This is a genomic window from Streptomyces sp. NPDC055140 (assembly GCF_053607285.1).
Genome location: NZ_JBSGTG010000038.1, coordinates 40,812 through 63,316, shown reverse-complemented (window position 1 = coordinate 63,316; position 22,505 = coordinate 40,812). Strand labels below are relative to the sequence as shown.

At 69.3% G+C, this 22,505-nt stretch carries 16 protein-coding genes and 2 pseudogenes; 8 read left to right on the top strand and 10 right to left on the bottom strand.

Annotated features, from left to right (window positions below):
* Window positions 1-537: 537 nt before the first annotated feature.
* The 6 genes from ACWFR4_RS41775 to ACWFR4_RS41750 form a co-directional block, all read right to left on the bottom strand.
* The gene (locus ACWFR4_RS41775; protein WP_453656789.1) at window positions 538-1,110 is read right to left on the bottom strand and encodes a TetR/AcrR family transcriptional regulator; all 573 of its coding nucleotides are present in this window, start codon (window positions 1,108-1,110) and stop codon (window positions 538-540) included.
* Window positions 1,111-1,610: 500 nt separating this feature from the next.
* A complete protein-coding gene (locus ACWFR4_RS41770; protein ID WP_453656788.1) occupies window positions 1,611-2,567 on the bottom strand; it encodes an SDR family NAD(P)-dependent oxidoreductase in 957 nt (318 codons plus the stop codon).
* A 114-nt stretch (window positions 2,568-2,681) separates the two neighbouring features.
* A complete protein-coding gene (locus ACWFR4_RS41765) occupies window positions 2,682-3,500 on the bottom strand; it encodes an SDR family NAD(P)-dependent oxidoreductase (RefSeq protein ID WP_453656787.1) in 819 nt (272 codons plus the stop codon).
* A gap of 421 nt (window positions 3,501-3,921) precedes the next feature.
* Window positions 3,922-4,299, bottom strand: a complete 378-nt coding sequence (locus tag ACWFR4_RS41760) for a nuclear transport factor 2 family protein (RefSeq protein WP_453656786.1) — start codon at window positions 4,297-4,299, stop codon at window positions 3,922-3,924.
* A 34-nt stretch (window positions 4,300-4,333) separates the two neighbouring features.
* Window positions 4,334-4,516, bottom strand: coding sequence for a hypothetical protein (locus tag ACWFR4_RS41755; protein WP_453656785.1), 183 nt, complete (start codon window positions 4,514-4,516; stop codon window positions 4,334-4,336).
* Window positions 4,517-4,798: 282 nt separating this feature from the next.
* Window positions 4,799-5,698 (bottom strand): MurR/RpiR family transcriptional regulator, encoded by a 900-nt coding sequence (locus tag ACWFR4_RS41750; RefSeq protein ID WP_453656784.1) that lies wholly within the window; start codon window positions 5,696-5,698, stop codon window positions 4,799-4,801.
* A gap of 128 nt (window positions 5,699-5,826) precedes the next feature.
* Here ACWFR4_RS41750 and ACWFR4_RS41745 point away from each other — a divergent pair, with 128 nt between their 5' ends.
* The 6 genes from ACWFR4_RS41745 to ACWFR4_RS41720 are packed head-to-tail and all read left to right on the top strand — an operon-like array spanning window position 5,827 to window position 12,301.
* On the top strand, window positions 5,827-7,011 hold the full coding sequence (locus ACWFR4_RS41745; RefSeq protein ID WP_453656783.1) for a C45 family autoproteolytic acyltransferase/hydolase: 1,185 nt from the start codon (window positions 5,827-5,829) through the stop codon (window positions 7,009-7,011).
* A 13-nt stretch (window positions 7,012-7,024) separates the two neighbouring features.
* Window positions 7,025-8,683, top strand: coding sequence for an ABC transporter substrate-binding protein (locus tag ACWFR4_RS41740; protein WP_453656782.1), 1,659 nt, complete (start codon window positions 7,025-7,027; stop codon window positions 8,681-8,683).
* A gap of 6 nt (window positions 8,684-8,689) precedes the next feature.
* Window positions 8,690-9,637, top strand: a complete 948-nt coding sequence (locus ACWFR4_RS41735) for an ABC transporter permease (protein ID WP_382639231.1) — start codon at window positions 8,690-8,692, stop codon at window positions 9,635-9,637.
* A complete protein-coding gene (locus tag ACWFR4_RS41730) occupies window positions 9,634-10,485 on the top strand; it encodes an ABC transporter permease (protein WP_453656781.1) in 852 nt (283 codons plus the stop codon). The genes ACWFR4_RS41735 and ACWFR4_RS41730 overlap by 4 nt, the downstream gene beginning before the upstream one ends.
* 2 nt (window positions 10,486-10,487) lie before the next feature.
* Window positions 10,488-11,477, top strand: a complete 990-nt coding sequence (locus ACWFR4_RS41725; RefSeq protein WP_453656780.1) for an ABC transporter ATP-binding protein — start codon at window positions 10,488-10,490, stop codon at window positions 11,475-11,477.
* On the top strand, window positions 11,474-12,301 hold the full coding sequence (locus tag ACWFR4_RS41720) for an ABC transporter ATP-binding protein (RefSeq protein WP_453656779.1): 828 nt from the start codon (window positions 11,474-11,476) through the stop codon (window positions 12,299-12,301). Before ACWFR4_RS41725 ends, ACWFR4_RS41720 begins: the two co-directional genes overlap by 4 nt.
* A 102-nt stretch (window positions 12,302-12,403) precedes the next feature.
* Here ACWFR4_RS41720 and ACWFR4_RS41715 read toward each other — a convergent pair whose 3' ends face one another.
* A complete protein-coding gene (locus tag ACWFR4_RS41715; RefSeq protein WP_453656778.1) occupies window positions 12,404-15,415 on the bottom strand; it encodes a family 16 glycoside hydrolase in 3,012 nt (1,003 codons plus the stop codon).
* A gap of 932 nt (window positions 15,416-16,347) precedes the next feature.
* On the opposite strand from ACWFR4_RS41715, the gene rph reads away from it, so the two are divergent.
* Window positions 16,348-18,945, top strand: coding sequence for a rifamycin-inactivating phosphotransferase (rph, locus tag ACWFR4_RS41710; protein WP_453656777.1), 2,598 nt, complete (start codon window positions 16,348-16,350; stop codon window positions 18,943-18,945).
* 90 nt (window positions 18,946-19,035) lie between these two features.
* Here the strand turns inward: rph and ACWFR4_RS41705 are convergent, their stop codons facing one another.
* From ACWFR4_RS41705 to ACWFR4_RS41695, 3 genes and pseudogenes are all read right to left on the bottom strand, one after another.
* Complete coding sequence (locus tag ACWFR4_RS41705; protein ID WP_453656793.1) at window positions 19,036-20,220, bottom strand: hypothetical protein; 1,185 nt, start codon at window positions 20,218-20,220, stop codon at window positions 19,036-19,038.
* Between the two features lie 108 nt (window positions 20,221-20,328).
* A pseudogene (locus ACWFR4_RS41700) lies at window positions 20,329-20,448 on the bottom strand (ASCH domain-containing protein); the annotation flags it as partial.
* 71 nt (window positions 20,449-20,519) lie between these two features.
* Window positions 20,520-21,723 (bottom strand): annotated as a pseudogene (locus ACWFR4_RS41695) (RNA-guided endonuclease InsQ/TnpB family protein); the annotation flags it as partial.
* Window positions 21,724-21,904: 181 nt separating this feature from the next.
* On the opposite strand from ACWFR4_RS41695, the gene ACWFR4_RS41690 reads away from it, so the two are divergent.
* On the top strand, window positions 21,905-22,498 hold the full coding sequence (locus tag ACWFR4_RS41690; protein WP_453656776.1) for a kinase: 594 nt from the start codon (window positions 21,905-21,907) through the stop codon (window positions 22,496-22,498).
* Window positions 22,499-22,505: the final 7 nt, after the last annotated feature.

Here is a 22,505-nt window from a genome sequence, read left to right as displayed (position 1 = left end):
CAGACCGCAATGCTTCCCGCAACATCGGCGCTCGTGCGTGGAAGTTGTGGCGAAGCGGGGCGGAGTCACACGCCCCTGCACCCGTCTAGGGTGCTTGACGGAGGAGACCACCCAGCAGCCAGTTGGGCTCTACCTCCAAGCCTGGCCCTTCAGGGCCGGGTAGTTGACGAGGCCATTGGATCAATCAAACTCCCCGATCGGCCGTCTCCCCTCGTGCGTGATGGCGCCATGACCAGGGACGCAGCGGGCGACGCCGTCGTTGAAGCGGATTGGCGGAAAGTGCGTGACGACGGACGTGTGCAGTCACGAGATCGGACTCCCTCCCCGCCTCAAGGCGGAGATTCCCTCCGAAGAGAGGGATGGGGCTCGAGCGCCTGCCGGCGGGCTGCGGTCCCGCCTTCGTGGGCACTCCCGAAGAACTCGCTGCCCATGAGGGCTTCTGAGGCCGGGGCTTGCCCGATCTCACCGTGCAGGCCGCGCGGTGGAATCCCAGCCCTCAGCCGCCGCACTGAGCGTCGTCGCGCCCCGGCGGGAATCTCAACCGATGGCGACGACGGGGCGCCCCGCGCTGAGGCAGCGCTCGAGGCGTCGTAGAAACCCGTCGAAGGGCTCGTCGTCGGGCCAGGTGTCATAGGCGGTGATGGCGGCGGCCAGTGCGAGGTTCACCTGCAGGGTCGCGCTGAGGTCGGCGCCGGGGTCGGTGCGGGATGCCACCCACTTCCTCAGTTCGGTGAAGAACGCCTCGCCGAAGTTCTGGCCCGACTGGGCGAGGGCGGGTGACTGAGCCTTGAGGCGGCGCTGCAGCGGCATGCGGTCCCGCAGGCTCTCGACGAACCCGGTCAGGATCACGGTCAGCGAATCCCACAGCGGCTCGTCCGCGGGCCGGTCGTCCATGAGGGCCTGCCAGGCACCCCGCTCCTCGGGGTCCTGATCGAAGACCACGGCCTCCTTGCCGGCGAAGTAGTTGAAGAACGTGGCACGCGAGACGTTCGCCGCGGCCACGATCTGCTCGACGGTCGTGGCCTCGTAGCCCTGTTCTTCGAACAGTCGCAGTGCGGCGGTTCGGATGGCGCGCCAGGTCGCCAGTTTCTTGCGCTCCCGCAGGCTCATGGATCCTCTTTCTCTCCCGGGTTCCATTCTACGGTCGCTCGTGGACGAATATATGTTTGGATACATCTAATCTTTCGAGCTGCATCCTGTGCACTGAGTCGCCGCGACGGCACTGAGGGGCGCAGGCGAGTGCGACAGCGGGTGTGTGCCCCTTCTTTGCCGGTGTCAGTGTGGTCGCGCCTACCGACTCCCGCGCAGGCGACGGCGGCGATGGGCCGGGGTCCGGTCGTCCTGGGCGTGTTCGGCGAGGCTGACGGTCGCGGCGCACATGAACACCGTGGCGAACCCCGTCCAGGCCCGTGCCGGGTGAGAGGTCCGGCGAAGTGCTGCGACGCCTGACCGAGGAGCACGACGATGACCAGGTCGTGGAAGAGCACCAACAGGCTGCCCCCCCGCTCGGCGCCGGAGACTGCTCGCCATGGGGCGCGGCGGCTGCCACAACTGAAGGCTCAGCCGGGCCCGTTGCTCACGTTGTGAGGGCAGGGCGGACAGCGTGGCCGCTAGCGGACGAATGCCTCGGAGACGGCCCACAGGCGAGCCGCGTTGTCCAGGTCGAGGGCGTACGGTGCGACGCCGGCGACGGCGCCGGCCCGCTCATACACCGGCTCGGCCTCGGCGCAGTCCTCGAAGTAGCGGCCGGTGATGCCCTCCGCCGTCGGTGAGGCGGCCAGCAGGACCGAGGTCGCGGCGCCCTGTTCCACGGTCTTGCCGGGCGGCAGGGCGAGTTCGCCCGAGGCGATGAAGTCGGCCACCTGCTGCATGTCCATGTGACGGGCGAGGGAGGTGTCGGCGATGTTGCCTGGCATCAGTGCGTTGGCGGTGATGCCGTCGTCGGCCCAGCGTTCGGCGGCGCCGACGGCGAACAGGGCGTTGGCGGTCTTCGACTGCCCGTAGGAGGTCCACGGGTCGTAGGGGCGGAAGCGGTAGTCAAGGTCGTCGAAGACGACCGGGGAGAAGAGGTGGCCGATGGAGCTCACCGAGACGACCCGGGCGCCGTCCGCCGCCGCGAGCGCCGGGCGCAGACCGACGGCGAGGGCGAAGTGCCCCAGGTGGTTGACGGCGAACTGCAGCTCACGGCCGTCCGGCATGCGGACGAGCTGCGGCGGGGCCATCACGCCCGCGTTGTTGACCAGGATGTGCAGCGGTCCCTGCCAGGCGGCCACGAACTCCGTGACCGTCGACCGGTCGGCCAGGTCGAGCCGCCCCACGCTCAGCTTCCCTGCGCCGTGCCGAAGTTCCGGTTCCAGGCGCGCCACCACTTTGGCGCCTGCGTCGGTGTCGCGCACGGCGAGGGTGACGTCGGCACCCGCCGAGGCGAGCGCCCGGACGGTCTCCACCCCGATTCCGGAACTGGCTCCGGTCACCACGGCCCGGCGGCCGTGCAGGTCGACGCCGTCGAGGACCTCGGCGGCAGTGGTGCTCGCTCCGAACGTGCGGGGTGTCTGAGGTACGGACATGGGCTGAAGCTCCTGATGGGAAGGTGTCTGACGGAAGGAGTGTCGAGAGAACCGGGGCCGCTGTATCGGCGAGGCGGTACGTGACCCGGTACGGCACGTGTGCCGTATGGCCGGTCAGCCCTGCGCCGTGCGGGAGACGTGCTCCCAGTCGGCCCAGGTCTGCAGGCGCTGGGCGTAGAGGGGCTCGATGACCTCGATGGGCTCGGTGCCGAACAGCACCCGCAGGGGCGGGTTCTCGGCGTCGACGATCTGCAGCAATGCGGCCCCGGCGTCGGAAGGCTCGGCGTAGCGGGCGTCGCCGAAGCGGGCGCCGATGGCCACGCGGACCTGGTCGTAGGCGGGGTTCGGGTCTGCGTGTACGCCGGAGGAGCCGCCCCAGTCGGTGCTGAAGCCGCCCGGCTCCACGATGGTGACCTTGATCCCCTGGCCGGCGACCTCCTGCGACAAAGACTCGCTGAAGCCCTCGAGCGCCCACTTGGAGGCGTGGTAGGCACCCAGCGAGGGGAACGCGGCGACGCCGCCGACGGACGAGATCTGCACGATGTGGCCGCTGGCCTGGGCGCGCAGGATCGGCAGTACGGCCTGGGTGACCCAGAACGCGCCGAAGAGGTTGGTCTCCATCTGGTCGCGCAGCTGCTGCTCGGTGATCTCCTCGACCATGCCGAACAGGCCGTAGCCGGCGTTGTTGACGACCACGTCGAGGCGGCCGAACTTCTCGTGCGCGGCGGACACCGCGGCGGCGACGGCCGCCTTGTCGGTGACGTCAAGGGGCAGGGGCAGAACCGCGTCGTCGCCGTACTTGGTGACCAGATCGTCCAAGGCGGTGGCGTTCCTGGCGGTCGCGGCGACCTTGTCGCCGCGCTCCAGCGCGGACTCGGCGAACGAGCGGCCGAGGCCGCGGGACGTGCCGGTGATGAACCAGACCTTGCTCATGGTGTCTCCCTCGGTATGGGCTTCCGGAACGGACCTCCGCGGCCGCTTTCACTGTAACGCAAAACTTAGACGCGTCCAAAAATGAATCCGTCCATGATTTGACGTGTCGGCCGGGATCTGGTGGCGAGAGACTCGGGTGACCTGGTGTGTCATCGGGTCCGGCGCGCTGCGGCCCGGGCAGGAAAACGTCGTGACGGTGGTGATCAGGTCGAAGCGAAGGGTGCCGCCGATCGCGGCCGTCGTAGGCACCAGGTGCGGCAGCCTCGTGGAGCTCCCCCGCGACGGACGGTCAGGCCTGGGGTGCGGTGTGCGCGGGGAGTCCGGCTTGGCCTGGAGGACGTCGTCGCGGTGGCCGGCGCACGACGTCACCTTGTTCCCCGTGGTCAACGCGTAGGTGGCCGTTGCATCTCCCCGGCCGCGGTCATGTTGCCGTTGAAGCCTTCCTCGCGGCGTCGAACGGCGTCCGGTCGAAGATGATCCGCAGGTGGGTGATCGAGCCGTCCCGGACAGTCAGGCACTCGGCGGCCGGTGCGCTGGCGACCGGCTCGGTGCTGGTGTCGTACATCAGCAGCGCGGTCGTCTCGTCACCGAAGGAGGCGATCAGAGTCGAGCCGGTGAGGATCTGTACGAAGGGGCCCATAAAGCTCCGGAATGCTTCGGCGCCCTCCAGGTGCCCGGCCGGTGCCTGGCAGACGATGTCCTCGGCGATGTAGGTCATGGCCTGCTCGAAGTCGCCTCCGGTCCAGGCCCGGTGATAGGCGAGCGCGGTCTGGAGGGCCGGGCTGGGCGTCTGGGGCATCAGCGGGCATTCCTTCCATGTCAGCCGGCGGTCGTCACCGTGTGGCGAGGCCGGTCGCGAACTCCCGTGCTTCCGTCAGGTAGGCCAGGCACAGCTCGGCATCGGCCGGGGTGAGGCGGACCCACTGCCGCATCGGCCGCCCCGGGCGGGGCGCGCACGGCCGACCGGCGCCGACCTCGATCAGCTCGGCGACCCGTGCGGCGGGCAGCTTGACCACGAGGTCGTCGCCGGTGGCGAAGGGCGTAGAACGAGCCGGAGGTCTTGAGTCCGGGTGACTGCAGCATGCGGCCTCGCTCGTCGCCGGGGTGCTCCTCGAGCAGCATCCGGCCGGCATCTTCGAAGACGGCCGCGTCCATGCCTCTCCTGCCCGGCTTTTTCAGAGATCCGCCGGGCCGGACGAAGTGGTCCGCGGCGGACGTCCGCGTCCAAGCCTGCCCTGCGGGTCATGGGCCCGCCACCGGGCGCCGCGCACCGAAGAACACACCGGAGCCGGGGCCCGTCAACCCCGCCGTTTCGGTCGCAGCAGTTGTTCCCGTAGTGCCGTGAGCTGGTGGGAGGAGTCCACCGCGCGGGACTCGTCGAGGGTGGCGAGTGCGAGGAGGAGTGCGTCGGCGACGAGGAGGCCGGTCAGTGACTCCGCCGTGATGCCGGTCGGGGTGTGCGGTGCCGTCAGGACCGCCTCGACCCGGTCCTCGTAGACCTCGCCCAGTTCGTCCGTCACCAGGACGACCTTGGCGCCGACCGCGCGGGCTCGCTCCATCATCACGGTGAGTTCGACGAGTTGGCGGCCGGGCTGGAAGATGACCACCGCGTCGCCCTGCCCGAGGGCGAGTAGCTGGTCGGCGAGGGCGAAGCCGGTCTCGGAGACGAACCGGGCCCGGCGGCCGATGCGGCCGAGTGCCAGGGCCAGATGGCGGGCGCCCGGTTCCGAGGCGGCGATTCCGTAGCAGAACACTTCGTGCGCTTCGGCGAGTGCGGTCACCGCGCGCTTGAGTGCGTCCGGTTCGGTGAGGCGCTGGGTGTGGTCGATGCGCTCGCGGGCCTCGTCGAAGACGTCGGTCCAGATGGAGGCGAGGTCCCGGCCCACGTGCGCGATGCGCTGCTTGAGGCGGACCTCGGGGGCGACGGCGGAGGTGAAGTCGTTGGCAAGTTCGCGCTTGAGGGCGGGCAGACCCGCGTAGCCGAGGCGCTGGAGTGCCCGGACGACGGTTGCGTTACTGGTGGAGCTCGCCGTACCCAGCTCCTGCGCGCTGGCGAAGAGCAGCTGCTCGACGGGCGCGCCGGCCAGGTACTGCGCCACGGCACGCTCGGAGGTGGACAGTTCCTCCCATTGGTCGCGAATCGCTGCGCGGAGCCGCGTCGCACCGGCCCCGTCCTCTGTAATTTCCATTACAACCATTGACTTCCGTGTGGTTGGCGTTACTGTCCTGGGCAGAACGTTCCAAGTGGAGCTCTTTCTGAAATCGACGTTACAGGATCCTCCGGTCCTCCGCCGTCGTTCGGGAGTGCTCCGTCGCGAGGAGAAGAATGACACCCCGTCCCACGGAAACCGCCCCCACCCGGGTTCTTCCGGTCATCGAGATCTCCGGCAGCCCGCTCGACCGGGGCCGGCAGTACGGCGAGGCCGTGCGGCCCCAACTGCACGCCGCCCTCGCCTACTACGAGGAGGCCTTCGGCCAGTCCGCCGGACTGACCTGGGACCGCGTCACCGCCCGCGCCGCCCGCTGGCTGGAACCCGTACGCGACTACGCACCCCACCTCGACGACGAGATGCGGGGCATCGCGGACGGCGCGGGAGTCGGCCTGCTCGACGTCCTGGCCCTGAACGCACGGGGCGAGGTCATCTACGACAAGTCCTTCGCGCAGATGGAGGCCGGCGGCAGGACACCCGAGGAGGAGCCCGCCGAGGGCTGCACCTCCTTCGCCGCCTACGGCGAGGCCAGCGGCGACGGGCACGTCTACGCCGGACAGAACTGGGACTGGCGTGCCGGGGTCGCGGACACCGTCGTCATGATCCGGATCGTTCAGCCCCCCAAACCCACCCTGGTCATGCAGGTCGAGGCCGGCCAGATCGGCCGCCAGGGCGCCAACTCCGCCGGGATCGCCTTCAACGCCAACGGCCTCGGCGGCCGCTTCGACGACGCGATCGGCCTGCCCCAGACCGTCGTGCGCCGCAGCGTCCTCGACCAGAGCAACATCACCGACGCCCTCGACGTGCTCTGCCGCACCCGTGCCCACATCGCCAGCAACGCCCTGCTGACCTGCCGCGAGGGCTTCGCCATCGATCTGGAGACCACCCCGGCGGGACACGGCTGGATGTATCCGACCGACGGCCTGCTGGTGCACGGCAACCACTACCAGGCAGGCGTCCCCGCCCAGTTGGCCGCCGCCGGCTACCGGCCCATGTCGTCCGACTCCCTGGTCCGCGTGCCGCGCGCCGAGCAGGGGCTCAGGGCGTTGCGCGGCTCGACGGGGCCAGACGAATCCCGCAAGATCATCCGCCACGCCATGTCGGATCACCTCGGTCTCCCCGAGTCCCTGTGCACCCACCCGGACTCCCGGCAGCCGGCCGTCAAGCACTGGACGACGCTCGTCTCCTCCCTGGCCGACCTGACCACCGGCGACTACCACGTGACCGCCGGAACCCCCTGCGACCGCGAGTACCAGCACCTCCCCTGGAACCTCTACGACGGCCCGTACGGCCAGAACTGACAGGAATTCAGCGATGACCCACACCAGTTCCAGAAGAAGGGCGGCCGTGGCCGCAGGCCTCGTCGTCGCGACGATCGCCGCGGCCGCGGGCTGTAGCGGAGCCACCCGGAACACCGCGGGCGGCTCAGCGACCGCCGATGCCGCCAAGCTCACCCTCACCCCCACGACCACCGCCGCCAAGGGTGAACTGGCCAACGCCGACTGGCTCCTGGAGGACGAGCCGGACTCGCTCGACCTGGACACCCAGGGCTCCAGCGCGGGCCGCGTCGTCCTCACCAACGTCTGCGAACGCCTCTACCAACTGCAGCCCGACATGTCGACGAAGCCCCTCCTCGCCGAGAAGGCCGAGACGCCGGACGACAAGACCCTCGTCCTGACCCTGCGCTCCGGCGTCACCTTCCACGACGGCACCCCGATGACCGCCGACGACGTGCTGTGGAGCCTGAAGCGGCACGCCGACCCCGACATGGAACAGGGCGACGAGTTCGGCAACATCGCCGCGATGAAGGAGACCGGCGCCCGGCAGGTCACGATCACCTTCAAGGCGCCGGACGCCATGTTCTTCAAGGCACTCGCGGGCGACGCGGGCATCGTGTGGAACAAGGAGCAGGTCGAGAAGGCCGGCAAGGACTTCGGCACACCCGGACAGCCCGACGCCTGCACCGGGCCGTACGAGCTGAGCAGTTGGAAGTCCGGTGACTCCATCACCATCCGCCGCTACGACTCCTACTGGGGCAGGAAGCCGCTGACGAAGCAGGTCACCTTCCGGTGGGCCGCCGACAGCGCCCTCGTCAACGCCCTGACTACCGGCGCGGCCGACGGCGCGTACGCCGAATCGCCCAACACCGCAGCGGCTCTTCAGGGCAAGAAGGGCATCGAGCAGCACTACGGTCCCTCCACCGCGTCGCTCGTCCTCATCCCCACCGAGCGCGGCGGACTGAAGGACGCCAAGGTCCGCCGGGCGCTGTCCCTCGCGCTCGACCGCAAGGGCATCGCCGCGTCCGGCTACGGCGGCATGGTCCAGCCCTGGGGCACCCCGGTCGGCTCGGGCGCCTGGGGCTACGAGAAGCCCGTCCTCGAAGCCGCCCAGAAGGCCGTCGACTACGCCCCCGCCAGCCCCTCGGCCGACGATCTCGCCACGGCCAAGCAACTGGTGAAGGAGTCCGGGGCCGATGCCGCCACCCCGATCGTGATCGGGACGGACGCCAGCCAGGGCCGCACCGTCATCGCCAACGCGGTGCGAGCGGCCCTCCAGCGGATCGGCCTCAAGGGGCAGATCAAGACGGTCCCGACCTCGCAGTTCGAGCAGTTCTACAGCGACCCGCAGGCCCGCGCCGACATCGACGTCCTGGCCGGCGACTGGTACATCTCCAAGGCCGACCCGATGGGCTTCTACGACAATGCCCTGTCCGACTCCTCGAACAACTGGGTCGGCTTCAAGGACGCGGCGTACGACACCGAGGTGAAGAAGGCACTCGCCACCCTCGACGACGCCGAGCGGGCCAAGCTCGCGGTCGACGTCCAGAAGAAGTTCACCGACGCCGCCGTGTGGATCTCCGTCGCCCAGGTCCCCTCCGTCCTCGTCCTCAACGCGAAGCTCACCGGACCGCCCGCCTCCATGGCGTACCTCTACTACCCGTGGGCCGCCGAACTCGGCGCGAAGAAGGGCTGACCACCGATGCCTGCCCGGATCTCCCGGCGCCTCGCCGGACTGCTCGCCACCCTCGTCGCCGCCTCCTTCGTCATCTTCGCCGCCGTGTACGCGGCACCCGGCGACCCCGCCGTCTTCCTGGCCGGCGGCCGCGACAAACTCACCCCCGAAAAGCTCGACCTGGTGCGCGCGCAATACCACCTCGACGAGCCGCTCGTCGTGCAGTACGGGCGCTGGCTCGGCGACTGTCTCCACTTCGACCTCGGCCGCTCCTTCAAGTACGGCGACCAGGTCGCCGACCTGGTCGCCGCCCGCTTCCCGACGACACTCGCCCTCGTCGCCTACGCGACCGTGCTCTTCGTCGTCCTCGGCGTCGGCGCGGGAATCCTCGCCGCCGTGCGCCGCGGCACCTGGATCGACTCGGCGGTCGTCGGCGGCACGACTCTCGCCGCGTCGGTGCCCTCGTTCGTCTCGGCCATCGCGCTGGTCGCCCTGTTCGGCGTGCAGCTGGGCTGGTTCCCGGTGTCCGGCAGCGGCGAGGGCTTCGCCGGCGGCCTGCACCATCTGACCCTGCCCGCCCTCTCGCTCGCGCTGGGTGCGCTCGCCCTGATCAGCCGCGTCACCCGGCAGTCGATGGTCGACGCGGGTGCCGCCGATCACGTGGAGGCCGCCCGCGCGTCCGGCATCCCCGAACGTGAGATCGTGCTCCGGCACATCCTGCGCAACGCGCTCGGCCCGATCGTCACCATGTGCGGCCTGGTCATGGCGGGCATGCTCGCCGGCACCGTCGTCGTCGAGACCGCGTTCGGGATCAGCGGCGTCGGATCACTGCTCGTCGGCGCGATCAACACCCACGACTTCCCGGTCGCACAGGCCGTACTCCTCCTCATGGTCACCGGCTACATCGTGGTCACCACCCTCGTCGACCTGGTCCACCCGCTGCTCGACCCGCGGGTGAAGGAGGCCGCCGCATGAGCGCCCAGACCCTCGCACCCATCGGCCTGAAACCCGTAAGGGAACGGCACCCCTTCGGCGTCGTCGTCGCGGGCGGCGTGATGACCCTCGTCGTACTCGCCGCAGTCCTCGCACCTCTGCTCGCCCCGTATGCCCCCGACACGATCGACCTCTCGGCGTCCCTCGTCGGCACGAGCGGCGACCACCTCCTCGGGACCGACTCCTCCGGGCAGGATCTGCTCTCCCGAGTCCTGTACGGAGCCCGCACCAGCCTCATCGCCCCGATCCTGCTGCTGGCGATCGCCGCAATTCTCGGCGTCACCCTGGGCACGCTCGCCGCCTGGCGCGGCGGCTGGGTGGACACCCTCGTCTCCCGCCTCACCGACGTCATGTACGCGTTCCCCGGGCTCCTGTTCACCGTCCTGATCATCGCCGTCTTCGGTTCCGGCATGACGACGTCCGTGCTGGCGCTCGGACTCGCGTACACGCCGACCGTCGCCAAGTACACCCGCTCGGTGGCCCTCGCCGAGCGCCGCAAGCCGTACATCGACGCCTACCGGGTCCTGGGCATGGGCGGCGCACGGATCTGCGCCCGCTTCCTCGTCCCCAACCTCGGCCGGTCCGTCGTCGGCTATCTCGTGGTTCTCTTCGGCGAGGCCCTGATGTCCCTGGCCACGCTCTCCTACCTGGGCTTCGGTGCCCAGCCGCCCAGCTCCGACTGGGGACTGATGGTCCAGGAGGGGCAGGCCGCCGTCGTCCAGGGCGCGCTCCTGCCCGCGCTGGTACCGGGGTTCGCCATCGCCCTCGTCGTGGTGTCCTTCAACGTCGTCGGGGTCTGGGCCGCCGACCGACTCGGCAGCAGGAAGTAGCCATGCTCCTCGACATCGACAACCTCACCCTCCAACTGCCCGGCACCGCCCGGCCCGTCCTCAACGGCGTCTCCCTCCAGGTGGCGAGCGGCGAAGTGGTCGGCCTGGTGGGCGAGTCCGGCTCGGGCAAGTCCACCACCGCCAAGGCGGCCCTGCGCACGCTGCCCGACGGAACAGCCATATCCGGATCCGTCCACGTCGACGGCACGGACGTCCTCGCCCTGACCGGCGACGACCTGCGCCGCCACCGCTCCCGTACGGTCGCCATGGTTCACCAGGACCCGCGCTCCGCCCTCAACCCGGTCCGCCGCGTCGGCGACTTCCTCGTCGAACGGCTGACGGCAACCGGCCTCGACAAGAAGACGGCCCGCACCCGGGCCGTCGAACTCCTTGACACCGTCGGCCTCCCCGACCCCGAACGCCGGGCCCGCCAGCGCCCGCACGAACTGTCCGGAGGCATGCTCCAGCGCGTCGTCATCGCCGGCGCCCTCGCCACGGACCCGCGTCTCCTCCTCGCCGACGAGGCGACCAGCGCCCTGGACGTCACCACCCAGGCGGAAATCCTCTCGCTCCTGCGCACCTTGCGCGCCGACCGGAGCCTGGGCCTCCTGTTCATCACGCACGACCTCCACCTCGCCGCCGCGTACTGCGATCGCGTCTACGTCATGTACGCGGGCCGGGTTGTCGAGCAACAGCCGGCCATCCAGCTCTTCGACCGGCCACGCCACCCCTATACGAGGGGACTGCTCGCCTGCTCGCCGACGCTGGGGGAGGGGCGGCGCGACCTGCGCCCGATCCCCGGGCGCCCGCCGTCCCTCGCGGACACGTTCGGCGGCTGTGAGTTCGCGGACCGCTGTGCCGACGCGGATCCGGCGTGCTCGACCTGGTCGCCCGAGCCGTCGCCCCTGTCGGGCGGGGGCAGCGCTACCTGCCGACGACTGCCCGAACTCACCGGCCCGGGCCCGACTCCACTGAAGAGGAGCGTTCGATGACCGCCGAAGTACCGCAGGACGCCCCGCTGCTGGCGGTGGAAGGACTGCGCAAGACATACGGTCTGCCCGGCGGAGGGCGTCTCACCGCGGCCGACAGCGTCACCTTCACCGTCCCGGCGGGCGGCTCACTCGGCATCGTCGGCGAGTCCGGATCCGGCAAGACGACCGTCGCGCGCATGCTCGTGGGCCTCGTACGGCCCGACGCGGGCACCGTCTCCGTGGCGGGGCGGACCCGCGCACCACGCACCCCGCGCGGCAGCCGGGCGCGCCTCGCGCGGGCCCGCGAGATCCAGATGGTCTTCCAGGACCCGTACGTGTCCCTGGACCCCCGGCTCACGTCCCGCCAGTGCCTGACCACGGCCCTGCGCCTGCACGGCCGGGACGAGTTCCTCGCCGATGGACTCCTGGAACAAGTAGGCCTCGGCGCCCGTGAGTCGGGGGCCCGGCCGCACGGCCTGTCCGGCGGCCAGCGCCAGCGGCTCGCCATCGCGCGGGCGCTGGCTGTCGACCCCAAGGTGCTGGTCCTCGACGAGGCGGTGGCCGCGCTCGACGTGTCGATCCAGGCGCAGATCCTGCACCTGCTCGAAGAGATCCGCCGCGACACCGGGGTCGCTCTCGTCTTCGTCAGCCACGACCTGGCGGTCGTCCAGCACATCACGGACGAGGTCGTGGTGATGCGCCGAGGCACCGTGGTCGAACAGGGCCCGACGGCCGATGTCCTGGCCGGCCCGCAGGACCCGTACACGCGGCTGCTGCTCGCCTCGGTGCCGCGCGCGGGATGGGATCCGGCGGACGCGGTCAGGGCTCGGGCGGCCACGGTGTGAACGTTCTGATCGGCTGAGCCCGTCGGGTGCGCCGGTGGGCGGCACCCTGCCGACGGCCCGATGGCCGAACCGTCGGCAGGGCGCTCTGCGGAAACAACCAGGTCAGGACAGTGGCTCCACCCACACATCCCGGAATCGCACCTTGTTCCCGTGGTCCTGGAGCCGGATGGCCCCCGCCGCCGCGGACTCCGAGTCGCCCGCGCCCGTCGGGCCGTCGACCGCCACGTTGTCGTGGACCTTCTTGCCGTTCCACACCACAGTGACCCTGGCGTCGGACGTCTTCTTGCCGTCCGCGTCGAAGCGGGCCGCGCGGAACGTGATGTCGTACGTCTGCCAAGTCTCCGGCGCAGTAGACGCGTTGAGGTCGGCGGCCTTCTTCTGGTAGATCGCCCCCGCCTCGTTGTTCGCGAGCTTCTCCACGCCGAACGAGTCGAGGATCTGCACCTCGTACCGCTCCTGGAGATAGACCCCGCTGTTGCCCCGGTTCTGTCCGGTCACGTCGTCCGGCAGCTTGGGCACCCGGAATTCGACATGCAGCTTGAAGTCCCGGAAGTGCTGCTTCGTGCGCAGGTCGCCGCAGCAGACCTCCATGGACTTCTCGGCGGTGTGCGGCCATTCCGCGCTGCGGCCGTCGGAGTGCTGCCAGGCGGTGGAGATGCTCCCGCCGGAGAACAGGTCGATCCGGGCGCCGGGCCGGCGCACGTCGAGCGCGTCGAGATTCACATGTCCGGTGTCACCGGCCCCGACGGCGTACGTGATCGTGTTGCGGCCCTTGCGCAGTTCGAGCCGCTCGGTCTTGGTGGACCAGCGGTTCCACTCGCCCGTGGACGGCAGGCTCGTCTGCTTCGGTTCACCGCCGTTGACGGTGACGCCGATCGTCTTGGTGCCCGGTGCGGGGTGCGGGCCGTTCGCGTAGCGCAGGCCGACGTCGTACATGCCCTTCTTGTCGGCCACGACGTCGAAGCTCGCCTTCGCCCCCTGCTCACCGAAGCCGTCGACGAAGCCCCCGCCGGTGTAGCCGGCGTGCTCGGTGTCGATGCCGGCACTGCCGGAGAGCTTCGCGGACTCGGCGTCGTAGGTGGTGACCGGCTCCTTGGGGCCAGGCTTGGCGTTGAGCGTGTACCAAGCCTCGGTTGACCACAGCTGCTCGCCCTCGGACGACGAGAACGGGCGGGGCGAGCGCACGTGCACCACGCGGTCCGGCTTCAGGCCCGGGATGGTGAGCCGGACCTTGCGGCGGTCGTCGGATAGCTTCGCCGACGTGACCGGCAGCGACTCCTCGTCGACCTTCGGTCCGCCGTACGCGGGTGTCGGCACATAGCGCCACTGCTCGACGGAGTAGGCGCCCTTGGTCAGCTTGGTCGCGGTCTCCCCGGACAGGGGTTTGGTGTAGGTGAGTTCGAAGCCGTCGCGGGTGGCGCGCATCGTCTTGATGTCGAAGGCGGTCTTCCCCGTCGGCGTCAGCTTCTGCAGTCCGAAGCGGAGCTTGCCCTCCTGGCCCCAGTTGCCGTCGGCGCCGAGTCCGCCGGTGTAGATCGCGCCGTCGGGCCCGGTGCTGATCCGGGTGATGCCGGACTCGAGGCCCTGAGTGTGCCGGAACACCGCACCTTGGTACTCGCCGTCGACCTTCTCCAGGTCGGCCCGCTGGAGTCCGCCGTAGGTCACGTCACCGAAGACCATCTGCCCGGCGAACGGCCCCTTCTTCAACTGCATCGGTGTACTGGGTGAGTTGGCGATCTCGTTCTGCGGCAGCCAGAGCGCCGGCTTGGTGACGGGCTGGTCGTCGAAGGGACCGTCCGGGTTCATGTAGTGGTTGAAGAACCGGTCCTGCTTGATGTGCACGAGTTTGGACGCGGGCAGCCAGCCACCCTGGTTGTCCGCAACGAACAGATCGTCGCCCGGGCCGCGCCCGATCCCGTTCGGGGTGCGCAGACCGCCGGCGAGGTAACTGACCTTGCCGGTCGCCTTGTTGACCTTGATGGTCGTACCGCGGTTCGGCGCGGGCTGCGGATCGGTGCTCGCTCCGCCGTAATTGATCGCGACCGAAAGATTCAGATAGAAGTCGCCCTTGTCGTAGAGCAGCCCGAAGGCGAACTCGTGGAAGTTCCCGCCGTACGGCCACTCGGCGATCTTCCGCTTCTCGTCGACGACGTCGTCGCCGTCGGTGTCGTCGAGCTCGGTCAGCTGATGCTTCTCGGAGACGTACAGCTTCCCGTCCACATACTTGATCCCCATCGGCTCCTTGAGCCCGTCGGCGATCTTCTTGTACGTGACCTTGTCCGGCCCGGTGTCCCCGGTGACGTGGTCGAGGAGGTAGACCTCGCCCTTCGTCTCGGTGCTGCCGCCCCATGTGGTGATCGCAAGGCGGTCGTCGGGCAGCCAGTCCATCGCCGAGACCTGCGGCTCGAAGCCCTTGGGCCGCAGATCGGTCAGCTTGTAACCCGGGTTGACCTCGGTCAGCGGCAGCCCGTCACCGGGGGTGTCGTACGTCCCCTCGCACTCCTTGCGGCCGGGCGCCGTCACTCGCACGACACCGGCGTCCGTGCTCAGCACGGAGTTCGGCACGGTGGTGAACTCACTTGCTCCCGGCGGCTTCCACTGCAGGGTGACCTGCTGGCCGCCGCCCGCGTCGAAGTGGTCGATGCGCAGCGACTGATAGCCGGCGTTGAGCGTGATCTCGCCGTCCTTGGGCTCGGCTCCGTGCAGCCCGTCGTGATCGATGACCTGCTGGTCGCCGAGGAAGAGCCGCGAACCGTCGTCACTGATCAGCCGGAAGCCGTAGGCGCCGGCTTCCGGCACGTTCAGATTGCCGATGATCTGCGAGACGAAGTTGTTCTCGAACCCGAAGCCGTCGGTGGACGTCCAGTCGGCGGTGGGGATCAGCTTGTCGACGTTCGGGGTCTGCGCGGGCTTGAGATCGCACAGCTTGCTCAGTGGTGACTGTATGTCGAAGACGCGCAGGGTCACCCCCGGTTCCTGCGGTGGCAGATCCGCGAACGGCCGTGGATTGTCATCGGCCGCGGTGGGCGCCGGGGCGACCAGACCGGCACCGAGGAGAGCGGTGAGCAGCAGCCCGGTGGCTCTTCGGGCGCCGCGACGTCTGGGGCGGGACATGTGTGCGGGGCGTGGCGTCACTCTTCCTCCTGCGTGGTTCCGCTGTGGGTAACGCAGACTTCCGTGGCCGAGCGACGCTCAGCGTAGGGATGGGGTCGCGGAGCGTCCACACTTTGTCCACAGAAAAGAAGAACCGAAGGGGAGTTGGCCGAGGCCGTGCCATGGCATGACCGGGAACCATGCATGCCGGAGCTGCGCACAGCAGATCGCAAGCTGGGAGGTTGACCTCTGGGGGACCAGGCTGACGGGGGGCTCCGCAGGACGCCGCCCCCAACGCGGCGGAGTTCCTGCTTGCCCGCCTGACGAGGGGATCGCGACACGACCCCGCATGGGGTTCGCCGCTGAGCGGTAGCGAGAGGGTGCGGCTGAGCCTCGGGCACAGGTGCGATGATCTTGGCGTCGCTGGTGTGATCACGGCGTCGGAGCTCCTGGACCCCCCGTTCACCGGGCTGAGCCCGCGCCAGTTCAGCAAGCTGGCGACCGTACCGCAACGCGAGAAGGCTTGTCATTTCCGATGGACGGCAAAGGCACGTGCAATGGAAATGACAAAGGCAAGGAGAGTTCTCTCCTTGCCACTCTCAACTTATAGCGCGTTGGGGGGCTTGCCGCAAGACCCGGGTCTTGGCGCAGAATCGTCGGCCGACGCCACAACCTGCGGAAATGGGGGCACGACGTGCGTGTGCTGGTGTCGACGTACGGGGGCGCGGTGACGGCTGACCGGTGGTGGCACCGGCAGCGCGGTTGCGGGTGCCCGGCACGGAGGTGCGGGGGTGCGTGCTGCCCGACTGGTTGGAGCGGCCGGTCGGCTCGTCTGAGGGAACGCAAGCAGGGATGAGGACGTGCGCGACAAGAGGTTCGACAGAGTGGGAGGTGCCGGTGATTCGACCGGCCACCGCAGTGCAACGCAGCACGGCTGCCTCGGAGGTAACGCAGTGATTGAGCAGTACGTGTTGGATCTTCAAGACGTTGACGGGACTCAGGTCGCGGTCGTCGGCGGCAAGGGCGCGCACCTGGGCGGGCTGTCGCGGATCGACGGCATCCGCGTGCCGGGTGGCTTCTGCGTGACGACGGACGCCTTCCGGCGGATCACGGCGGAAGCACCGTCGATCGACGATCAGCTCGACCAGTTGTCGCGCCTGAACCCCGACGACCGGGAGGCGATCCGCACGCTCAGCGCGCAGATTCGCCGCACCATCGAAGAGATCGCCATCCCGGGCAACCTCGCCGCGGAGATCACCCGCGCGCTCGCCCGGCTCGGCGAGCAGGTCGCCTACGCCGTCCGATCCAGCGCTACGGCAGAGGACCTGCCGACGGCCTCCTTCGCCGGCCAGCAGGACACCTACCTGAACGTCGTGGGGCCGACGGCGATCCTCCAGCACATCAGCCGCTGCTGGGCCTCGCTGTTCACCGAGCGGGCCGTGACCTACCGCCAGCGCAACGGCATCGACCACCGTACGGTCCACATGGCCGTGGTCGTGCAGCGGATGGTCCTGCCGCATGCGTCAGGCATCCTGTTCACGGCCGACCCCGTCACGGGCAACCGGAAGGTCGCCACCGTGGACGCCGGCTTCGGACTCGGCGAGGCCCTGGTCTCCGGCCTGGTGAACCCGGACGTCTTCAAGGTGCGGGACGGCGAAGTCGTCGACAAGGCGATCGTCGCCAAACAGCGTGCCGTTCACGCCCTGCCGACCGGCGGGACGCAGGAAGTGGCGATCGACTCGCAGCGGCAGGAGCAGCCGGCGCTGACGGATGCGCAGGCCGTGCGGCTCGTACAGCTCGGACGGCTGATCGAAGCGCACTTCGGCCGCCCGCAGGACATCGAATGGTGCCTGGTCGATGACGGCTTCCAGATCGTGCAGAGCCGGCCGATCACGACGCTGTTCCCCATCCCCGAGACCGACGACCAGGAGAATCACGTCTACGTCTCCGTCGGTCATGGGCAGATGATGACCGACCCCATGAAACCCCTGGGGTTCTCCATGTGGCAGCTGACGGCGATGGTGCCGATGCACGAGGCCGGCGGGAGGCTGTTCGTCGACGTCACCCGGCGCCTGGCCTCGCCCGCGAGCCGCGCCGGCCTCCTGGAGGCCATGGGGAAGGGCGATCCGCTGATCAGGCACGCTCTGGAAACCGTCCTCGACCGCGACGGTTTCGTCCCGACACTCCCGGACGCGGGCCCCGGCGGGCCGCCCGCCGGCGGCGCGCCCGCCCCGATCGACACCGATCCGGCCGTCGTCACCGAGCTCATCGAGCGCAGCCGGGAGTCCATCGCCGCCCTGGAGCGCGACATCCGGACGAAGACCGGACCGGCACTGTTCGACTTCCTGCTGGAGGCCTTCGAGGAGCACAAGCGAGTGCTCAGTGATCCGCTGAGCATTCAGGCGATCATGGCGGGAATGCAGGCCACGTGGTGGCTCAACGACAAGCTGCAGGAGTGGCTCGGCGAGAAGAACGTGGCTGACACGCTGACGCTGTCCGCCCCCGACAACATCACGTCGGAGATGGGACTGGCACTGCTCGACGTCGCGGACGTGATCCGCCCCCAGCCGGAGGTGGTGGCGTTCCTGCAGGACGTCCACGGCGATGACTTCCTGGACGAGCTGGCGAAGCTCGCGGGCGGGACCGAAGCGCGCGACGCGATCGAGGCCTACCTCGACCGGTACGGCATGCGCTGCGTCGGCGAGATCGACATCACGAGGCCACGCTGGCGCGAGCGCCCCAGCACGCTGGTGCCCGTGATCCTCGACAACGTCAGGAACTTCGAGCCGGGCGCCGCCGAGCGGCGCTTCGAGCAAGGGCGGCAGAAGGCCCAGAAGAAGGAACAGGACGTGCTGTCACGCTTGCGGGCCCTGCCGGACGGGGACCGGAAAGCCGACGAGGTCAAGGGGATGATCGACCGGGTCAGAACCTTCATCGGGTACCGGGAGTACCCCAAGTACGGCATCATCAGCCGCTACTTCGTCTACAAGCAGGCCCTGCTCGCGGAGGCCGAGCGTCTGGTGCAGGCCGACGTGCTTCCTGAGCAGGAGGACGTCTTCTACCTCACCTTCCAGGAACTCCACGACATCGTGCGCTCGCACCAGGTGGACGACCAGCTCATCCAGCAGCGCAAGGAGGCGTTCCGGTCGTACCACGCGCTCACACCGCCCCGGGTGCTCACCTCGGACGGTGAGGCCCTCACCGGGGCGTACCGGCGCGACGACGCGCCGGCCGGCGCCCTGATCGGCGTACCGGTTTCCGCCGGGACCATCGAGGGGCGGGCCCGCGTCATCCTCGACATGGCGGAGGCCGATCTCGAAGCGGGCGACATCCTGGTCACGGCCTTCACGGACCCCAGCTGGTCGCCGCTGTTCGTCGGGATCGCGGGCCTGGTGACGGAGGTGGGCGGCCTGATGACCCACGGCGCGGTGATCGCCCGGGAGTACGGCTTGCCGACCGTCGTGGGCGTGGAGCAGGCCACCCGGCTGATCCGGGACGGGCAGCGGATCCGCGTGCACGGAACCGACGGGTACGTCGAGATCCTGTCTTGACGGGCGGTCACCTACCGGACAGCGCCCCTGGTGAAAGCCCGAGATTGAGCCGCGACAGAGCCTCGGCCGGGCTTCAGGTGGTCGAGGAGGTCAGCCGCCCCTCTTGAGGCGTACGACGACGGGGGCGCCGAAGGGGTCGCCGGACTGGTTGACCTGGACGTGTCCGGCGCCGAGCCATGCGTCGGTGCCGGGCACCCGGTGGATTTCCTCGAGCCACAGGGACTGGTTCGATCCTTTGCGGGCGCCGGTGGACAGGGGAAGGCGGTGGCGCATGATCTTCACGCATGTGCCGGCGTCGGTGAGGTACCAATTGCCGTCGAGGAACAGGCCCTTGTCGTCCTGACCGACCGGCGTGCGCAGAGCGCAACCGCCCGGCGCGGGCTCCTGCTCGACCCACTGGGAGCCGTCCCAGCGCAGCCGGAGGAACTGGTCCGCGGGTTCGTTGTCGACCTCGCCGTGGTTGAAGGTGTTGATGCCGTACGCGCGGATCTCACCGCTGTCGAGGGCGAAGACCTGGTTGAGGTCGGCGCCGGGTTCCGGCGGGACGGGGGCCTTGAAGCGGGCCTGTGGCGTGTCCACCGCTTTCCAGGACGTACCGTCCCAGTGCATCGAGGCGGGCTGGCTGTAGCCCTCGCCGGTGCCCAGTTCGGTGCCTGGCCCCGTTGAGCGGCTGCCGACCGCCCAGACATCGGCCGGTCCAACGATCGCCAGATCGGAGGTTCCGTAGGGCAGACGGGTCGTGGTCCAGCGGGTGCCGTTCCAGTGCTGCGCGGCCTGCTTGGCGGCGTCGAGGGTCCAGATGTCGTCCGGGCCTGTGGCCTCGAAGTCACCGGCAGCGCCCGGCGGAGGGTTCGGCACCGGCGACCAGCGGGTGCCGTTCCACTGTGCCCAGCGGTTCACGGCGGAGGCGTCTTCAGCGGTCTGCGGCCGCAGCCACAATGTCTTCTCACCGACCTCTTCGAGGGCGGGCGGGTAGAGGCTGGTGCCGAGGGCTTCGGGCAGGGGCTCGCGCTTCCACCGCGTACCGTCGAAGTGCAGGAGGTGGGCATTTGACGCACCGTTGTTCTCGGTCGCCACCGCCCAGACGTCGTCCTTGGCCAGGGCCGCGACATCGGTGAGCTTTCCGCTGAAGTCCGCGATGTGCTCGAACTCCCAGGTGAGGAAGTCAACAGAGGTCTTCGGCGGGGCGTCTTTCCCGCTGGAGTCCGCCGTGCCGCCGGAGCCCGTGGCGCATCCCGCAGCCGTGAGGAGGGTGGCCAGCACGGCGACGGTCACCCTGCCTCTGCCTCTGCCTCTGCCCCTGCGACTGTGACTTTGCCTGATGTCTGGCGCTCTGCGCATATCGCACCTCTCCTCGCTCCTCCCCGGAGCGGCTCTCCAGTAGGGGTCCTCCAACGCCGCGCGCATCTCCTCGCCCAGCCAGTACCTCTCGCGGCCGGCCTGCCACTGGACGACGCTGGTGTCCCCTTCTCCCTCGTCCACCACGTGGGCGAGATCCATCTCTCGTGCGGCCAGAGTATTGACTCCTCCCCCCTGCAAACGTGGGGGATTCCTAGCTCACGTCGCCTGCGGCCCGGCGGGCCGTCAGGTCTTACACGATCAGCGCTAGCCGGGTTGAAGACCAGCCCGGACCAGCATCACGCGCGCGGAGTTCTTATCCCTGGGGGATACGGCTCCGCACGCGGTGCAGGCATACGTTCGTTCGGAAAGAGGCAGTGCGTGCTTGGTTCTCGCTCCGCACTGCGCACACTCCATGGTGGTGTGGGCAGGGTGCACCAGGTGCACCGCCCGGCCATGCTTGCGGCCCATCTCAATCAGTGCCTTCTTCGTCGCGCTGATCGCGGCGTCGGCAGCCTTACGGGCCATCGTGGTCTTGGCGAGGAACTTCGGGCGGAAGTCCTCCACGGCCAAAGCGTCGTGGTCACGCACCACGCGCTTGGCCCACTTACGGCCGGTGTCCTGTCGCTGCCGGGCGACCTTCTTGTGCAGCTTCGCCGTCTGCCGCTGCACTGCGCGGTAGCCCTTCGAGGCGGCCTGACCACGCTTGGGCTGACGCCGGGCCATCATCCGCTGGTAGCGGGCGAGCCTGTGCGCGGCGGTGCGGCCGTGCTCGGCATGGACAAGGTCGTGGTCGTCGCTGGTGGTGGTTGCGGTCTCCCTCACGCCCCAGTCGATCCCGATCACCGCGCCGGTTTGCGGCAAGTGCTCGGTCCTGGCAGGGACGACGAAGGAGGCGTACCACGCTCCGGTGCTGTCCTGGTAGACGCGGACACTGGACGGTTCAGCCGGCAGATCCCGCGACCACACCACCCTCAACACAATCCCGCCCGCCAGGTGCAGACGGCCATTCTTGATCCGGAAGCCGCGCCGGGTGTATTCGAGGGACGCAAGGGCATCGCGTTTCTTCTTGTACTTCGGCATCCCGGCGCGCTGCCGCAGCGGCATCCGGGCCTTGATGTCCTTGAGCGCCTTGGCGCGGGACTTGCCGAAGTCGCGTATCAGCTGCTGCTGGGGAACGCATGCGCCCTCACGCAGCCACGCCGTGCGGGCACGCGCCTGCGTCAGCATGGCCGCGAGCTGTACCGGCCCGCACGTCTGCCTCTCACCGGTGGCCTTGTTGTGCAGGTACACGGCCTCGGACTTGGCCACACATTCGTTCCAGAGCCACCGGCACCGGTCCCACTCAGCTTTGAGCGCACCCCGGGCCGTCTTCGACAGGCGCACACGGTACGTGTACCGGGCATGCCCGGCACTCTCCGCCCTCGCTGATGCCGTCATGCACCCGAACCTACCTGGGGGGACTGACAGTTGAGAGCACTTGATCATTGCGGGCTGCCTCACCCCGTCACCGGGAGGACGCCGATCCGCCTTGCCCGCGAATCCGCTTTCCCGCCTCGCTCACGCGGGAACTTCGTTTCCTCAGCCGGTTGAACCCGGGCGTATCCACGAAGGAGTCCTGATGACCCCCGCGTGGCCGCGTCTTTCAGTTGCGGCTACGGTTCTGCGCGTGAGTGTGGGAACTGAAGAGACCCGGCTGGTAGTGGTGCGCGGGAACTCGGCGTCCGGCAAGTCGTCGGTGGCGGCCGGGATCCGGGACCGCTTCGGGCGGGGCCTGGCCCTGGTGGGGCAGGACAACCTTCGTCGGATCGTGCTGCGCGAGCGGGACGTGCCCGGCGGCGCCAACATCGGCCTGATCGACACGGTCGCCCGCTACGCGCTGGATGCCGGTTACCACGTGGTGGTCGAGGGAATCCTGTATGCCGACCGCTACGGCGACATGGTCGCCGGCCTGGTCGGTGCCCATCGTGGTGTCTCACGGTGTTACTACCTCGACATCTCGATCGAGGAGACGCTGGTGCGGCACGCGTCGAAGGCTGATCACGAGTATCTGGCCCAGGTCACTGAGCAGCACCTGCGCGACTGGTACCGGGAGCGGGACTTGCTCCCCGGCGGCTTGGAGTCGGTGATCGGTGCAGACAGCCGGCTCGATGCCACGGTAGAGCGCATCATGAACGAAACCGGCCTCGCGCACCTTCCTGCCTCGGGCAGATGACAGACAG

Coding starts and splice junctions, on each gene's coding strand:
- ACWFR4_RS41775 (WP_453656789.1), bottom strand. CDS start 1,110: ATGAGCCTGCGGGAGCGCAAGAAACTGGCGACCTGGCGCGCCATCCGA.
- ACWFR4_RS41770 (WP_453656788.1), bottom strand. CDS start 2,567: ATGTCCGTACCTCAGACACCCCGCACGTTCGGAGCGAGCACCACTGCC.
- ACWFR4_RS41765 (WP_453656787.1), bottom strand. CDS start 3,500: ATGAGCAAGGTCTGGTTCATCACCGGCACGTCCCGCGGCCTCGGCCGC.
- ACWFR4_RS41760 (WP_453656786.1), bottom strand. CDS start 4,299: ATGCCCCAGACGCCCAGCCCGGCCCTCCAGACCGCGCTCGCCTATCAC.
- ACWFR4_RS41750 (WP_453656784.1), bottom strand. CDS start 5,698: ATGGTTGTAATGGAAATTACAGAGGACGGGGCCGGTGCGACGCGGCTC.
- ACWFR4_RS41745 (WP_453656783.1), top strand. CDS start 5,827: ATGACACCCCGTCCCACGGAAACCGCCCCCACCCGGGTTCTTCCGGTC.
- ACWFR4_RS41740 (WP_453656782.1), top strand. CDS start 7,025: ATGACCCACACCAGTTCCAGAAGAAGGGCGGCCGTGGCCGCAGGCCTC.
- ACWFR4_RS41735 (WP_382639231.1), top strand. CDS start 8,690: ATGCCTGCCCGGATCTCCCGGCGCCTCGCCGGACTGCTCGCCACCCTC.
- ACWFR4_RS41730 (WP_453656781.1), top strand. CDS start 9,634: ATGAGCGCCCAGACCCTCGCACCCATCGGCCTGAAACCCGTAAGGGAA.
- ACWFR4_RS41725 (WP_453656780.1), top strand. CDS start 10,488: ATGCTCCTCGACATCGACAACCTCACCCTCCAACTGCCCGGCACCGCC.
- ACWFR4_RS41720 (WP_453656779.1), top strand. CDS start 11,474: ATGACCGCCGAAGTACCGCAGGACGCCCCGCTGCTGGCGGTGGAAGGA.
- ACWFR4_RS41715 (WP_453656778.1), bottom strand. CDS start 15,415: ATGTCCCGCCCCAGACGTCGCGGCGCCCGAAGAGCCACCGGGCTGCTG.
- ACWFR4_RS41690 (WP_453656776.1), top strand. CDS start 21,905: ATGACCCCCGCGTGGCCGCGTCTTTCAGTTGCGGCTACGGTTCTGCGC.